Origin of the sequence: Paraburkholderia sp. UCT2, from assembly GCF_014397665.1 — a bacterium.
In the GTDB taxonomy this organism is placed as follows: Bacteria; Pseudomonadota; Gammaproteobacteria; order Burkholderiales; family Burkholderiaceae; genus Paraburkholderia; species Paraburkholderia tuberum.
Window position 1 is genome coordinate 149,656 of the sequence record NZ_VZQO01000011.1, and the last position, 15,461, is coordinate 165,116.

General features: G+C 61.0%; 11 protein-coding genes. 3 read left to right on the forward strand and 8 right to left on the reverse strand.

The genetic code is table 11. The features are described 5' to 3' along the window. Position 1 precedes the first annotated feature (1 nt). The 8 genes from F6X39_RS11985 to F6X39_RS12020 all read right to left on the reverse strand — a co-directional run bounded on the left by F6X39_RS11985 (position 2) and on the right by F6X39_RS12020 (position 10,090). Complete coding sequence (locus F6X39_RS11985) at positions 2-1,534, reverse strand: LTA synthase family protein (RefSeq protein WP_187616791.1); 1,533 nt, start codon at positions 1,532-1,534, stop codon at positions 2-4. Between the two features lies 1 nt (position 1,535). Continuing rightward, positions 1,536-2,321, reverse strand: a complete 786-nt coding sequence (locus F6X39_RS11990) for an SDR family NAD(P)-dependent oxidoreductase (protein WP_187616807.1) — start codon at positions 2,319-2,321, stop codon at positions 1,536-1,538. 799 nt (positions 2,322-3,120) lie between these two features. Further along, positions 3,121-3,525 (reverse strand): hypothetical protein, encoded by a 405-nt coding sequence (locus F6X39_RS11995; protein WP_187616792.1) that lies wholly within the window; start codon positions 3,523-3,525, stop codon positions 3,121-3,123. 751 nt (positions 3,526-4,276) lie between these two features. Continuing rightward, the gene (gene cyoD / locus F6X39_RS12000; RefSeq protein WP_187616793.1) at positions 4,277-4,618 is read right to left on the reverse strand and encodes a cytochrome o ubiquinol oxidase subunit IV; all 342 of its coding nucleotides are present in this window, start codon (positions 4,616-4,618) and stop codon (positions 4,277-4,279) included. Continuing rightward, positions 4,619-5,224, reverse strand: coding sequence for a cytochrome o ubiquinol oxidase subunit III (gene cyoC / locus F6X39_RS12005; protein WP_018425052.1), 606 nt, complete (start codon positions 5,222-5,224; stop codon positions 4,619-4,621). Next, positions 5,224-7,245 carry a cytochrome o ubiquinol oxidase subunit I gene (gene cyoB, locus F6X39_RS12010; RefSeq protein WP_187616794.1) on the reverse strand — a complete coding sequence of 674 codons (2,022 nt, stop codon included), beginning with the start codon at positions 7,243-7,245 and terminating at the stop codon, positions 5,224-5,226. The genes cyoC and cyoB overlap by 1 nt, the downstream gene beginning before the upstream one ends. Before the next feature lie 3 nt (positions 7,246-7,248). Next, entirely contained in the window at positions 7,249-8,142 is an 894-nt protein-coding gene (gene cyoA / locus F6X39_RS12015) for a ubiquinol oxidase subunit II (protein ID WP_187616795.1), read from the reverse strand. A gap of 391 nt (positions 8,143-8,533) precedes the next feature. After that, on the reverse strand, positions 8,534-10,090 hold the full coding sequence (locus F6X39_RS12020) for a NuoM family protein (RefSeq protein ID WP_187616796.1): 1,557 nt from the start codon (positions 10,088-10,090) through the stop codon (positions 8,534-8,536). Positions 10,091-10,759: 669 nt separating this feature from the next. On the opposite strand from F6X39_RS12020, the gene F6X39_RS12025 reads away from it, so the two are divergent. The 3 genes from F6X39_RS12025 to F6X39_RS12035 all read left to right on the forward strand — a co-directional run bounded on the left by F6X39_RS12025 (position 10,760) and on the right by F6X39_RS12035 (position 15,319). After that, the gene (locus F6X39_RS12025; protein ID WP_187616797.1) at positions 10,760-11,491 is read left to right on the forward strand and encodes an ABC transporter ATP-binding protein; all 732 of its coding nucleotides are present in this window, start codon (positions 10,760-10,762) and stop codon (positions 11,489-11,491) included. Beyond that, positions 11,481-14,060: an FtsX-like permease family protein gene (locus F6X39_RS12030; protein ID WP_187616798.1), complete on the forward strand. Its 2,580-nt coding sequence runs from the start codon at positions 11,481-11,483 to the stop codon at positions 14,058-14,060. Before F6X39_RS12025 ends, F6X39_RS12030 begins: the two co-directional genes overlap by 11 nt. 176 nt (positions 14,061-14,236) lie before the next feature. Next, the gene (locus F6X39_RS12035) at positions 14,237-15,319 is read left to right on the forward strand and encodes a lipocalin-like domain-containing protein (RefSeq protein WP_187616799.1); all 1,083 of its coding nucleotides are present in this window, start codon (positions 14,237-14,239) and stop codon (positions 15,317-15,319) included. The last annotated feature ends 142 nt before the right edge of the window (positions 15,320-15,461 follow it).

The window sequence follows — 15,461 nt, forward strand, 5'->3', positions numbered from 1 at the left end:
ATCATGCCGGCATCTGCTGCAATTCGTTTCGCGAATCGGTGTCGCCACCATCGGCAGGCATCATCGCGCGCTGTATCGTGGAACCGAGAGTCTCGACACCAACATCTCGGCGCTTGCCGATGTCGCTTCCGAAATTGCGCCAAATAAAGTAATCACTGTTCGTCGGTTCCGTTTCGAGCGCATCGAACACGGAAGACATAGCAGGAACGTGATCGCCATAAAAACACAGGACCGTCGGCCGATTACGCCCGCGCAGATAGTCGGTCAACCTGCCGATCATCGCGTCCGCGTTTTCCACATGCCGAAGGTACGCGGTCAGGTCGCGCCAGCGTGCGTCGTCTCCTAGCGTGTGCCGCGATGAGGACTCCCCAGGGGAAACCGTCTCCAGATGCAAAGGGCCGTGATTTTCCATCGTGATCGCAAACGCAAACAGCGGTTTGTCGTCACTGGCCTGCAGGAGGGCGATGAGCTTGTCCGCTACCGCAAGATCCCCAACGTATGGCCCCACACGAGACGCACTTTCGAAATGCTCAATGTCCAGAAAGCGGTCGAAGTGCATGTGCGCGAATGCCCGTCGACGGCCAAAGAAGTTCGCGTGGTACGGATGCAGGGCCACCGTGCGATATCCTCCGCGCCGGAAATAACCCGCCAGCGACGCGCACGCCCGGCGCACGAACATATACGGATAAAAGCGCGCGTATCCAAGTTCGACCGACGTCAGGCCGGTGAGCATGGCGAATTCGCTGCGCATCGTATTCGCGCCCCAGGCCGGCACGGACAATTCGCCTTGCTCGAACGACTCGCGTTTTGCGCGATCGAAGTGCGCATAGGGCTCGCCAGACACGCATTCGCCGAGCCGGCGGGCGTCGAAATACGACTCGCTTTGAATGACGATGACGTCCGGATGAACGTCTGGGCGCCCGACCGAAAACGGGCTGTTACCTTCGGCGCGAGTGAACGCGCGCCGTTGCGCACTGCTCAATCCGTTGATCAAATAGGCAGCGGACGCCGAGAAAAAACCGAATCGGCGCTGGTCCGAAAAGGGTTGCAGCGTGAGCGGCAAGCGACGAGAAAGCGCGATGCACACTGGTAGACAAATCAATGCGACGACGGCTTCAGCCCATCTTTGCCGCAGCGTCACGGGACGTTCGGCAATGAACGCCCCCGCCGCTGCCCCTATTCCGACGAGCACGATGATGAGCTTGCCAAAACCAAGAAACGGCAAATACAGGCGAGGATGCGAGAAGACCTGGCTGAAAAGGCTCAGGTCGCTGAAGACCAGCGGTTCGCGCAGCGAGGCGTATTTGGCGTTGCCGACGACCGCGAGCAAGCCAATCAACACGAACGCGACGCCCATCGAAAATAACGGCCGCCCCGTCAGGGCGATGCAACCTGCCGTCACCGCAGCGAGCGCCGCCAGATGCAGCATCAGCGCGACAGGCGGCCTACGAAGCGACGATCTTGTGACAGAGATCGCTTCAACGGCGAAGGAGCATGCGACCATGGCGGCCGCGATCGTAATACCGTGCGGCACTTCACATATTCCGACGAGGGATCTGAAACAGGAGACCCAGGATTGCGTCACCGACAGCCGCTGGCAACAGGCGTAGTAACTTGAGGCCGAGCGTCAAACCGAAAGGGAAAGCGATTTCCACGCGGCGCCGAGTCAGGCGCTTCTTGATAAACAAGGCGGCCTTTTCGGCGCTCCATATGAAGGGCTTGTTGCCAGGAAAAACGTCGCTCATCCCAGTTCGCACGAAGCCGGGCATCACGACTGAAATTCCAATATGGTCGCGTGCGAGAACCGGACGCACGGAATCGCAGTACGCCACGAGCGCGGCCTTGCTCACGCAATAGGCCGGCGAGATTGCCATCCCCCTCAATCCGGCGAGCGAACTGACAATAGCGATCTGGCCGCCCCGCCGATTCCGCATGCGCTCGATGGAAGGCAGCACTGCGTGCAAAGCACCGTAGAGATTGGTATCGACGACTTCGGCAGTCCGACTAACGCCTTCCCAGTCGTCAGATGAGCGGAGTGTGCTGGCAACGCCGGCATTGGCAATCAGCAAGTCGATTGGATGTCGCGAGTCGAAATCGAAGATCCACGCCTGAAGCGCCGCTGCATCACGGACGTCCACGCTGCCAACCACGACCTCGGCGCCGCGCGCGCGACACGCCTCGGCAACGTCCTCGAGACGTTCAGCGTTTCTTCCGATTAAGCCTAGCGTGATACCGGGCGCGCAATAGCTTAAGGCCAGCGCACGCCCGAGTCCGGCACTACCGCCAGTGATGACGACTACACGCGGCACACTCGTTCTCACTCTCCCCCCGATCTCAAGCAATATTGTTTTGCCACGGTCTGTGAATGAAGTTGTTTGCTTCTTTGCCGTGGTCGCACGGAATAAAACGCGCAGACCTTCATTGAAAAACATGCGAGGCCGGACAACCACTGTTTCCGCTAACGTCGATTTGAGCCAATCAAAACTTTGAAGTCGGAACGTCTGCTCCTGCAGCGCCGATCCTTTCACCGTCCTCTAGCGACGACACGGGAACATTCAATCCTGCGCAACACGGATAGTGCCGAGCGAAGAGACGTACTGAAAGAGACGAAATGGCAAGCTTGTAAGCGCCGGCAGAATATTAGCGCAGGAAGATTCTTTCGCACCATTACAATTGACGAATATTTCTGTAAGAGTCGCGTCTTCACAACAGACGGAAAATTTCCAGTTGTTACAATCCCAATCCATTGCCGCCCTCGCGTGAGCGGTAAAAATTTCTTCTTGCTTGGGTCGCAAATATCTGCATCTTCAACTGTCCAGGGTTGCCGGTAGCCATTGGCAGGCTTTTCCACTGAAGATCAATGCAGTAGTTCGCAAAGTGCAAAGATTATTTTTCAAAATGGCACCTGAATTTCCGTAAAACAAGCCAGCACCGCAAACGTTTGGTCATGCTCAAATGAAGCGAAAATAGTTCAATTGGGACAATTGTTAAAATAGGTTGGCGTCACCGCCTCTGTTTTAGTGGCTTATGGCAGGTACCCTCGCCCGACGTCCAGTACACCGCAATAGCTTCTTCTTTCGGCACGAATTTCTTTCTCAACAATACATATAGGACCCGCACCTAACATAGCGAAAAAGGTCCTCTGTAACCATGCGTGGCCATGGCGATCAGCATCGCGGACAGCGCCGGCAGCAACAGATCTAGTACTTTGTAGGCGTCCCAGTGCCATGGGAGCCAGCCAATCGCCCAGGTATAAGCGTGCGACTCGAAAGCAAGCAATTCTTCCTTATCCAAGGTTTCGAGTTCACACTCGAGTTTTTTGCGCGACCAATACCAGACGATTACGGCAAGGGCTCCAATTCGGAAGTCGAACAGTAGCCCAACCGGTGTCTGCACCAGCAACCCCTCCAGACAGTGAGACAGGGACATGCGCCACCTTGCCGCCGCGAACCAGTCAAGTAGAGACGTCATTGGAATATCCTCCTTGTTCCAACATGCCAATGTGTCAAATTGAATTGGCTTCATCTTAACTGCACGTTGAGTTTCCGGGTTATGCGGTATTCCGATGCTATCGCGTGCCAACTGCCGTCATGCCGCCCGCGCCGATAGCCCGTGGACGTATGTGATTTAACCAGGCTGTGCCGACACCCGAATTATGCCGCGCCAAGGTCGCGGATCAGATCGATCATGTCTTTTCTGACCGTGGAGTCGGCATGCGGTCGCAACGGGTACCCCGGCCTCGGGAGATACCACGAGTTGGAAGCGAAAGATCCGCCTTCGGCCAGCCAGATATTACCCTCCGCTGTAGGGTGTGGCACTCCCTCATCCGGGCGCGAGAGAGACTTGAACCGTCCTGAACAACGCGCTACTCAGGGCACACTGCGGTATCTGCCGAGTTCTCGCCCCGGCTCGAAGCCCCTTTCCTTTCAGGCATGAGGCGAGATCTCCCAGGTAAAAGCGCACTCCTTCATCGCACAATCAACGCATCTACGCCATTTCGCCTTGCTCACTAAAGCTCCGCGATTTCGTACTTGCTCGCTCCGCTGGACAACGCCTTCCATACGGTTTTTGCTCATCGTCTCGCGATTCACGCTCCACATCGGGTCTCGTCACTCGGTCACCCTCCTGCGGTTGCGCTTCGCTTCGTCCGCCGTGACCAGCGTATGGCGAGACTTGCACCAGCAGGAATGCGCCGATTCCAGGCGTACATGACAAAAGCCCCGCAAGAACTTTCATTCTTACGGGGCTTCTCTTTTGACGCTAAAGCGTTATCCGCTTAGCGCGACATCATATTCATGCTGACGTTATGCAACACCCACAACGTCCCGCCAACCACGATAACAGCGGTCAGCACGGTGAACGCAAACGCCGTCACATTCCAGCGCTGCGACGACGACGTGTTCATGTGCAGGAAGAACACCAGATGCACGAGGATCTGCACGAACGCCAGACCCGCGATCGCGAGCAACGCGCTCTGGCCCGTCAACGTGCCGGTCATCACGATCGCGAAGGCCGCGACGGTCAGAACGACGGAGAGCACGAAGCCCGCCGTATAGCTGCCGAAGCTGCCGTGACCGCCTTCCGAGTGTGCGCCATGGGCGCTATGACTATGGTCCATTTAGATCACGCTCGCAAGATAGACAAAGGTGAAAACGCCGATCCACACGACGTCGAGGAAGTGCCAGAAAAGGCTCAGGCACGTCAGACGGATCATGTCGCGTTCGGTCAGGTCGCGATGACGCATCACCTGCAGCGCCAGCACGACCATCCAGATCAGGCCGAACGTCACGTGCAGACCGTGCGTGCCGACCAGCGTGAAGAACGACGACAGGAACGCGCTGCGGCTCGGACCCGCGCCTTCGGCGATCAGGTGCGAGAACTCGCGCATTTCCAGCACGAGGAACGCGAGGCCCAGCAGGAACGTCACGCCGAGCCAGCCGAGCAGCACACCCTTGCGGTTCTTGTGCGCGCCGAGCATCGCGAAGCCGTACGTGATACTAGAGAGCAGCAGCATCGTCGTTTCAAGTGCGACGCCCGGAATCTCGAACAGGTCCTTGCCGCTCGGACCGCCCGCGAACTGGTGGCTCATCACCGCGAACACCGCGAACAGCGCCGCGAAGATGATGCAGTCGGTCATCAGGTACAGCCAGAAACCGAACACCGAGTGCGACGGCACGTGGTCCGGCGCGAGTTGCGGCTCAACCGCAATTGTCTTCTGTAACATCAGTCCACCTCCAGCGCGACCTGCTTGCCGGCGCTTGCGCCGACACCGGCCACGGCACCAGCACCGCCGTTGCGATTCTCTTCAATCAGCGCAACAGTGTCGGCAGGAATGTAATAACCGTCGTTGTCCATGAAGCTGTAGATGATCACGGTGGCGATCGCGCCGACCGCGCCAACGATCGCAAGCCACCAGATGTGCCACACACCGGCAAAACCGAGCACCAGCGAGAACAGACCCACCAACAGACCCGCGGACGTATTCGACGGCATGTGAATGTCGCGATACGCCGGCACTTTCACACCGCCCTTGCGCGACTTCATTTCGGTGAACGCGTCGAGCGAGCGAACGTCCGGGATGTGCGCGAAGTTATAAGCCGGCGGCGGCGAACTCGTCGCCCATTCCAGCGTATGACCGTCCCACGGATCGCCCGTGAGGTCGCGGTTTTCCTTCAGGTTGCGATCGCGGATGCTGACGACCAGTTGCAGCAGTTGGCAAGCGATACCGATTGCGATCAGCACCGCGCCGAACGCGGCGGCGATCAGCCACGGATGCCAGGTGGGGTTGTCGTAGTGGTTCAGACGACGCGTCATGCCCATGAAGCCGAGCACGTACAGCGGCGTGAACGCAACCCAGAAACCGATCTGCCAGAACCAGAACGCGGCCTTGCCGAGCTTCTCGTTCAGCTTGAAGCCGAACGCCTTCGGGAACCAGTAGTTGAAGCCGGCCAGATAGCCGAACAGCACGCCACCAATAATTACGTTATGGAAGTGAGCGATCAGGAACAGGCTGTTGTGCAGCATGAAGTCCGCGCCCGGAATCGCCATCATCACGCCGGTCATACCGCCGATCGTGAAAGTGATGATGAAGCCAATCGTCCACATAACCGGTGTCGTGAACTGCAGACGGCCCTTGTAGATCGTAAACAGCCAGTTGAACACTTTGACGCCGGTCGGGATCGAGATGATCATCGTCGCGATACCGAAGAACGCATTCACGTCCGCGCCCGAACCCATCGTGAAGAAGTGGTGCAACCACACGAGGAACGACAGCACCATGATCGCGCAGGTCGCCCACACCATCGTCTTGTAGCCGAACAGCGGCTTCTTCGCGTAGGTCGCAACGACTTCCGAGAAGATACCGAACGCCGGCAGGATCAGGATGTACACCTCGGGGTGTCCCCATGCCCAGATCAGGTTCAGGTACAGCATTGCGTTGCCGCCGGCATCGTTCGTGAAGAAGTGCATGCCGAGGTAACGGTCCAGACCGAGCAGCGCGAGCGTGACGGTCAGGATCGGGAACGACGCCATGATCAGCACGTTCGTGCACAGCGCGGTCCAGGTGAACACCGGCATCTTCATGAACGACATGCCCGGCGCGCGCATCTTCACGATAGTCACGAAGAAGTTCACACCGGTCAGCAACGTGCCGATACCGGAGAGCTGCAAGCTCCACAGGTAGTAGTCGACGCCGACCCCGGGGCTGAACTGCAATTCGGACAGCGGCGGATAAGCGAGCCAGCCCGTCTGCGCGAATTCACCGATCACCAGCGAGATGTTGATCAGGATCGCGCTGATTGCCGTCATCCAGAAGCTCAGCGAGTTGATGAACGGGAACGCGACGTCGCGTGCACCGATCTGCAGCGGCACGATGAGGTTCATCAGACCGACCATGAACGCCATCGCCATGAAGAAGATCATGATGACGCCGTGCGCGGTGAAAATCTGGTCGTAGTGATGCGGCGGCAAAAAGCCCGGGGCGAGGTACGACAGGGCCAGTTGCATACGCATCATGATCGCGTCGGCAAAGCCGCGCAGCAGCATGATGAAGGCAATGACGATATACATGACACCGATCTTCTTGTGGTCGACCGAGGTCAGCCATTCGGTCCACAAGTAGCGCCATTTGCCGAAATACGTGATTGCGCCGAGCACAGCCAGCGCGGCGAGGATCATCCCCGCGCCCGCCGTAACGATGATTGGCTCGTGATACGGAATCGCATCGAGCGTTAGTTTTCCGAACATGAGTTACCCCTTAGGCGCACAGTTGGCGTCTTTCATGTTGTCGATGACGTTGCCGTTGTTGTAGCGGGCAATGATGTTGTTGAAGAGCTTCGGATCGACCGTCGAGAAGTACCGCACCGGGTCCTTTTCGCTCGGCTCGGACACCGCGTGATAGCGGTCCATGTCGAGACGGTCCGACGAAGCGCGAACCTTAGCGACCCACGCGTTGAAGTCTTCAGGCGAGCTGGCGAGCGTGCGGAACTTCATGTCCGAAAAGCCCTTGCCGCTGAAGTTTGCCGAGGTGCCCGCGTAGTCGCCGGCGTGATCGGCGATCAGGTGCAGGCGCGTCTGCATGCCCGCCATCGCGTAGATCTGGCCGCCCAGCTGCGGGATGAAGAACGAGTTCATCACCGTGTCCGACGTGATCCGGAAGTTCACCGGCGTGCCGACCGGGATCGCGAGCTGGTTCACCGACGCGATGCCGAGGTCCGGGTAAATGAAGAGCCACTTCCAATCGAGTGCGACGACTTCGACGTTGATCGGCTTGACCTGGGATTCGAGCGGGCGATACGGATCGAGTTCATGCGTCGTCCGCCACGTCAACACGGCGAGGAACAGAATGATCAAAGTCGGAATCGTCCAGACGACGACTTCAACCGCGGTGGAGTGCGTCCACCCTGGCTGGTAGTCGGCGTTCCTGTTCGACGCGCGATAACGCCACGCGAAAAACAGTGTCATCAGAATGACCGGCACCACGACGATCAGCATGGCCCACACCGAAGTCGCGATCAGATCACGCTCCGCGAGTCCCACACTCCCCTTCGGATTCAGAATATCGAGGTTGCTGCAACCCGAAAGCAGCAACATGAGGCTGGCGGAAATGAAACTTGCCGGCCTTCTCAGCGTCCGTCCTTTCATATCCACTGCCTCGTTTTTTTGACTTCAACGAACGTCATTCGACGGCTCTCCATTAATAAGCGCTCGCATAATAGGGGGGCATCGGATGCTGATAAACACTCGATTCAGCAACGAACTATTGCGTCGCGACGCAGTGCGACACGTTGCCGCATTTCCCCGCGCACCCTATTCACCAGCGTCGTTTGCGACGCTTCGAAACGAAGCATCGAAAAGCTGACGCATCGCAAAAGTCCCCTGAAACAAGCGCTAAAAATCGCTGGACGCGCAACGGTTTTCGACGTACTGCAACACGCATGCATTCACAAAGGGATTGATAACGACGCGCAAAAGCGCAAGAGCGTCGCCGCATCCTGACGCGCGGATGCGACAACGACTCTTGCGCTCTGTTCTTTTAACCCGGAGTCTGCGTGGCGACGGGAGCCGGTCCGGGCGCCGCTGCCTGCAGATGCTCGCCGCCCTCCGTCGGCACGGAGTCCGAAGGCAGCGCCGAGCGTTCCGATTGCGCGAGCAGCGTGCCGACCGACGGATCGATCGCATCGGTGAACGGCTTCGGGTCGAGACCGATCGCGAGCACCAGCAGCGCCAACGCACCGAGCAGCGCGAACTCGCGCTTGCCGAGATCCTTGAGCTTCGCGACGCGCGCGTTGGCGATCGCACCGAAGATCACGCGCTTGTACATCCACAGCGTGTAGGCCGCGCTCAGAATCAGGGTGGTCGCGGCGATCGCACCGATCCAGAAGTTGAAGCGGATCGCGCCCATCAGCACCATGAATTCGCCGACGAAACCCGACGTGCCCGGCAGACCGATGTTGGCCATCGAGAACAGCATCACGAAAGCGGCAAAGCGCGGCATCGTGTTGGCGACGCCGCCGTATTCGGCGATCGACGCGGATTTCGTGCGGTCGTAGAGCATGCCGGTGCACAACAGCATCGCGCCGGACACCACGCCGTACGAGATCATCTGCACGATTGCGCCGGACTGGCCGAAGCGGTTGAAGACGAACAGACCGAGCGTGACGAGGCCCATATGCGCGACCGTCGAATACGCGAGCAGGCGGCGCATGTCGGTCTGCACGAGTGCGAGCAGGCTCGAATAGATCACCGCGACGAGCGACAGCGTGATCATCATCGGCGCGAAGAAATGGCTCGCTTGCGGCGCGATCGGCAGCGCGAAACGCAGCAGACCGTAACCGCCGATCTTCAGCATGCCGATCATCACCGCGGCGCCCGTCGGGCCGTCGAGGTGCACGTCGGGCAGCCACGTGTGCAGCGGCCACATCGGCACCTTCACGCCGAACGCGGCAAGGAAGCCGAGGAAGATCAGCGCCTGCGGCACCATGTCGAGGTGCGCTTCGCGCCACACGGCGAGGTCGAAGCTGTGCGTCTGGCTATACAGGTAGAGCAGCGACATCAGCATCATCAGCGAGCCGAGGAACGACACGAAGAAGAACTTCACCGCCGCATACGTGCGGTTCTTGTGACCGTAGGTGCCGATCAGCAGATACAGCGGGATCAGCGTCGCCTCGAACGCAATGAAGAACATCATGCCGTCGAGCGACGTGAACACGCCCTGCATGAAGCCCGACAGCATCAGGAACGCGCCGAAGTACTGCGCGGTGCGCTGCGTGATCGACTCCCACGATGCGATCACGATGATGATCGTCGTCAGCGCGGTCAGCGCGACGAGCCACAGCGAAATCCCGTCGATTCCCACATGCCATGCGATATCGAACGTCGGCGACCAGCGGACGTTCTCGACGAACTGCATCGAGGTCACGTCGTTACGGAAACTCGCCACGAGCGGGATCACCGGCAAGAAACCCGCCACCGCGCCGATCAGCGCGAGCCAGCGCGTGCGATCACGCGCCGCGTCCGACCCGGCGCGCAGAACGACGAACCCGGCGACGATGGGGATCCAGATGAGAAGACTTAGGAGAGGCAATGGCATGTGCTCTGTCAAAACTTGAAGTACAAAACGCCGCGTCAACGCCCCCTGAAACAAGCAGGCATTGAAATGGAAATGTAAGTTGGAGTTCGCTGAAATTGACGCGTGGCGGGGATTCCCGCTACACGTTTACCCGCAGCCGACTGACCAAGGGTGGGAGATTACCAAGATAAGAATAATTTTGCATCGCAACAGCCGCGAAATCCGCGCCACAATACATTGTTGCGACATGGGCGCTTGCAAAATGCAGCGAAATGTGCGCTTGCACATTGTTACAAAGGCGTCGTTAGGCCTTGGCAGTTTGGCAGCAAAAGCTGGCAATTAGCCGGAGGTTGGCCGCTGTTAGACATTCGCTGTTTATGGGGCTGGTTCGACTGGAACGGATCGTGCTCTCGCGTGCTTTTTGACGGTCGGGGACGAGCGGCAACCGTCGGCGATAAAAAAATTTTTGTGCGGGCGGTCTAAACCGACCGGCGAGGAGGTCGCTAGCGGTGCCGCGCGCCTCCATCAAGGTGCGCTGAAAATATTCCGCTCCAGGCGGACGAAGCTTCCGTTTTCCTTACACAGACCAGCGCCGCGCCATGGTAACTGCTGCAGAAACTCGCGCGGCGAGGCACACTCAATTCGCGCAACGGGCTCCCCTCGCCCGACTCCTTTTCCGGACCTCCTCGCATGGCGCTTCGTGACGACGTCGTACCCGCACTCGAATGCCGCGGCCTGAGCAAGCGGTACGGCACCGGCCGCATCGTGCTCGCGCAGCTCGACTTCACACTCGCTGCGGGCGAGTTCGTCGCGATCATGGGCGACTCGGGCGTCGGCAAGTCGACATTGCTCAACCTGATCGCCGGGCTCGACCGCGCCGATAGCGGCAGCGTGCTAATCGACGGACGACCGGTCGAACAACTCGACGACAACGCCGCGACGCGACTGCGGCGCCAGAAGCTCGGCTTCGTGTTCCAGGCGTTTCACGTGCTGCCGCATCTGACGCTCGCGCAGAACGTCGCGCTGCCACTGCTGCTCAATGATCTACCGACGGCCGCCTCGCTCGACATGCTCGCGGCGGTCGGCCTCGGCGGACGCGGCGACGACTTTCCGCGCGATCTCTCCGGCGGCGAGTTGCAGCGTGTAGCCATTGCACGCGCACTCGTGCATCGTCCGACGCTGCTTCTCGCCGACGAACCGACCGGCAACCTCGACCCTGCCACCGCGCGCGACGTGCTCGGCCTGTTCCGCGCGCAAAGCAAGGCGACCGGCGCGGCGACGATCATGGTCACGCATTCGGAGGCCGCGGCCGCCGTGGCGGACCGCGTGTTGATCCTCAGCGAGGGCGGCTTGCATGGCGCGCGCGATAAGGCCGCGAACGTCGCGCACGCCGCGGCCCGCTCGACCCACGATGGCCGCTGACCTTCGTCCACTGCCGCGCGCGCCGGGATATCGTGTTCTCGCGCGCTGGCTGATGGTCGCGGAATGGCGCAGTCATCGCGCACGCGCACTCGTCGCCATCGCGACGATCGCGCTAGGCGTCGCGCTCGGCTACGCGGTGCAATTGATCAACAGCGCCGCCTTCAACGAATTCTCGGCGGCCGCGCGCAGTCTGTCAGGCGAAGCGGATCTGCAGGTGCGCGGCGCGCAGCCTTTCGTCGACGAGTCCCTCTATCCGCGACTCGCCAACGAACCGGGCGTGGTGCTGGCGAGTCCCGTGCTCGCGCTCGACGTCGCGGTGCCGGGCCGCACCGGTGCACTGCCCGTTCTCGGCATCGATGTCTTCAAGGCGAGGTCGATCACGCCCGATCTGATCGGCGTGCCCTCGCCCGATCGCCCGTTCGACACGCTCGCCTCCGATGCGATATTTCTGTCCACGGCCGCGCAGCAATGGCTGCACGTCAAGACCGGCGACGATGTCACGCTACGCAGCGGTACGTCGGACCTGCATCTGCGCGTCGCGGGCGGGCTCGTGCGCACGCGGCCGGGTCAACGGCTCGCGGTGATGGACATCGCCGCCGCGCAATGGCGATTCGGCAAGGTGGGCAAGCTGACGCGCGTTGACGTGCAACTCGCACGCGGCGTCGATCGGCAACGCTTCAAACGCGATCTGCAACAGCAGCTCGGCAGCACATGGGTAGTCGCCGAGACGCGCGACACTGAGAGCCGCACTGATCGCCTGTCGCGTGCTTACCGGATCAACATGAACGTGCTCGCGCTGGTCGCGCTGTTCACGGGCGCGTTCCTCGTGTTTTCGACTCAGGCACTCGGTGTCGTGCGACGCCGATCGCAATTCGCGATGCTGCGCGTGCTCGGCCTCACGCGCGCTCAGCTATTGCGGCAGATCCTGCTTGAAGGCGCGCTGCTCGGGTTACTCGGCTCGTTGTGTGGACTTGCGCTCGGCTACGCGATGGCCAGCGGTGCGCTGCGCTTCTTCGGCAGCGATCTCGGCGGCGGCTATTTTCCGGGCGTGCAACCGCGAGTCGGTTTCGAGCCGCTCGCGAGCGCGGTGTTTCTCGCGCTCGGGGTCGCGGTGTCGGTGTTGGGCAGCGTAGCGCCCGCTATCGACGCGGCGCGCGCACGGCCTGCCCCGGCACTCAAGGCCGGTGCCGAGGAAAGCGCATTGGCGCGGCTCGCCACGCCGTGGCCGGCATTCGGCTGTTTGCTGGCGGCCGCCGCGCTGACGCGCGTGCCGCCGTGGTTCGATGCGCCGATCGCCGGTTATCTGGCGGTCGCGTTGCTGCTCGTCGGCGGCATTGCGCTGATGCCGCGCGTGACCGCGCTGATATTCGGCGCGGCAGGCCGCGCGCGCGTCACGCGACGCCGCGCGGGCGCGACGGGCACGCTCGCGATTGCGCGTCTCGCGAATGCGCCGGGGCAGGCGTCGATCGCGATGAGCGGCGTGCTGTCGAGCTTCGCGCTGATCGTCGCGATGGCGATCATGGTGGCCAGCTTCCGCGTGTCTGTCGACGACTGGATCACGCATCTGCTGTCCGCCGATCTGTATGTGCGCGTGGCGTCGGGCGGCAATAGCGGCGACAGTGGCGGCTTGCGGCCCGACGAACAGACGCGCATCGCGACGGTGCCCGGCATCGCCAACGCCGCGTTCGCGCGCATCACACATCTGACGCTCGATCCCGCGCGCCCGGACGTCGCGCTGCTCGCCCGGGAAATCGACGCGACCGATCCGGGCGCGACTCTGCAGATGACCGGCGCGGTGCTGACGCCGTCCGCGCTTCGCGCCGGCGACATACCTATTTGGGTTTCCGAAGCAATGATCGACCTGTATGGGTATGAGCTTGGTCAACGTGTGCGGTTGTCGCTCGGCGAGCATGGCCAGACGTTCGTCGTAGCCGGCGTCTGGCGCGACTACGCGCGCCAGAGCGGCGCGATCCAGATACGGCTTGCCGATTATCGGTGGCTGACCGGCGACTCCACCGCAACCGATGTCGCCGTGACCGTCGAGCCGGGCGTGACCGTCGAACGCGTCGTCGCAAGTTTGAAGGCGCTGCCGTTCGGCGCTTCGCTCGAGGTGTCGCAACCGGGCGAGATCCGTGCGCGCACGCTGGTGATCTTCGATCGCAGTTTCGCGGTCACGTATCTGCTCGAGGCGGTGGCGATCGTGATCGGATTGTTCGGCGTCGCAGCGACGTTTTCCGCGCAGACGCTCGCGCGCGCCCGTGAGTTCGGGATGTTGCGCCACGTCGGGGTGACGCGCGCGCAGATTCTCGCGATCCTCGCTTCGGAGGGCGGTCTGCTCACCGCATGCGGCATTGCGCTCGGTTTCGCGCTTGGTTTCGCGATCAGCCTGATTCTCGTGTTCGTCGTCAATCCGCAGTCGTTTCACTGGAGCATGTCGCTGCATGTACCGTGGTTCGTGCTGGGCACAGTCGCGTTGGTAATGCTGGTGCTGTCGTGTACGACGGCGCTGGTCGCGGGACGCGGCGCGGTGTCGGTGGATGCAGTGCGTGCGGTGAAGGAGGACTGGTGATGCCAGCTGCGCGGCGTGCGTGGAAAATTCGGTTGATCTGGGATAGCGTGGCCACTCGCGAGGTTTGCTCTGCGCTTGATGGCTGCGCAACGTGCATCGCGCGCCGACACGGCAGGTCACCTCCGCGGCGCCTTCAGCTTTTTTTCCGAGGGCTAGTTTGGATTGGCATAGCCGCTGTGTCGCCCTCTTTCGCCGCTAGTAGCGACTCCACTCGATCCAGCCCGGTCGCCTTCGCGGCAGTCACGCCAGACCATCCGATCTCGTTTCCGCGGGACAGCGGTGCTCATCCGGCTTTCCGCACCGAATGGTGGTACGCGACAGGCTGGCTCACGACGCCCGACAACCGACCGCTCGGATTCCAGATCACGTTCTTCCGTACGGCGACTGGTCACGATGCCGCCGATCCAAGCGATTTCGCCCCGTCGCAACTGATCATCGCGCACGCTGCGCTGAGCGATCCGGCCATCGGACACCTCGTTCACGATCAACGCATCGCTCGACAGGGTCTCGGGCTCGCCTACGCGAAGACCGCCAACACCGACGTCAAACTCGACGCCTGGAAAATGATTCGCGCCGCGGACGGCCACTACGACGTCACCGCCGATGCAAGCGGATTCTCGCTACGCCTCCAACTCGCGCCAACGCAGCCTCCGCTGATTCAGGGCGAGCGCGGTTACTCGCGCAAAGGACCGCGGCCCGAACAGGCGAGCTATTACTACAGCGAACCGCAACTCCGCGTGACGGGCACTGTGGTGCGCCCAGCCGGAGGTGAAAACGACACGACGCGCGATGCAGCAGTGACGGGGACCGCATGGCTCGATCACGAGTGGTCGAGCACGTTGCTCGACGCCAATGCGGTCGGATGGGATTGGCTCGGCGCCAATTTGACGGACGGCTCGGCGCTAATGGCATTCAAGATCCGCAGCCGCGACGGACATGCAATATGGGCCCACGCGACGCTTCGCAGACCCGATGGTCAGGTAACGAATTTCAACCCCGGTGAAGTGGACTTCACGCCGCGTCGCATGTGGCGCTCGCCGCACACGAATACTTTGTATCCGGTCTCGATGACGGTTAGAGCGGGAACGCTGACATGGCAACTCGATCCGCTGATGGACGATCAGGAACTCGACTCACGACAGTCGACCGGTGCCGTGTATTGGGAAGGCGCAGTACGGGTGAGTCAACAGAATGCGGATGTAGGGCGAGCCTATCTGGAACTGACGGGATACGCGGATGCGTTGCGGATCGGAAAGTAGTGAAGCGCGCAAAGTCGGCCGCGTAAACGCAAAAACCCCACCGCGGCGGGTGGGGTTTCTGACTGGGGGGGAGCCTGACGATTACCTACTTTCACACGGGCAATCCGCACTATCATCGGCGTGGAGTCGTTTCACGGTCCTG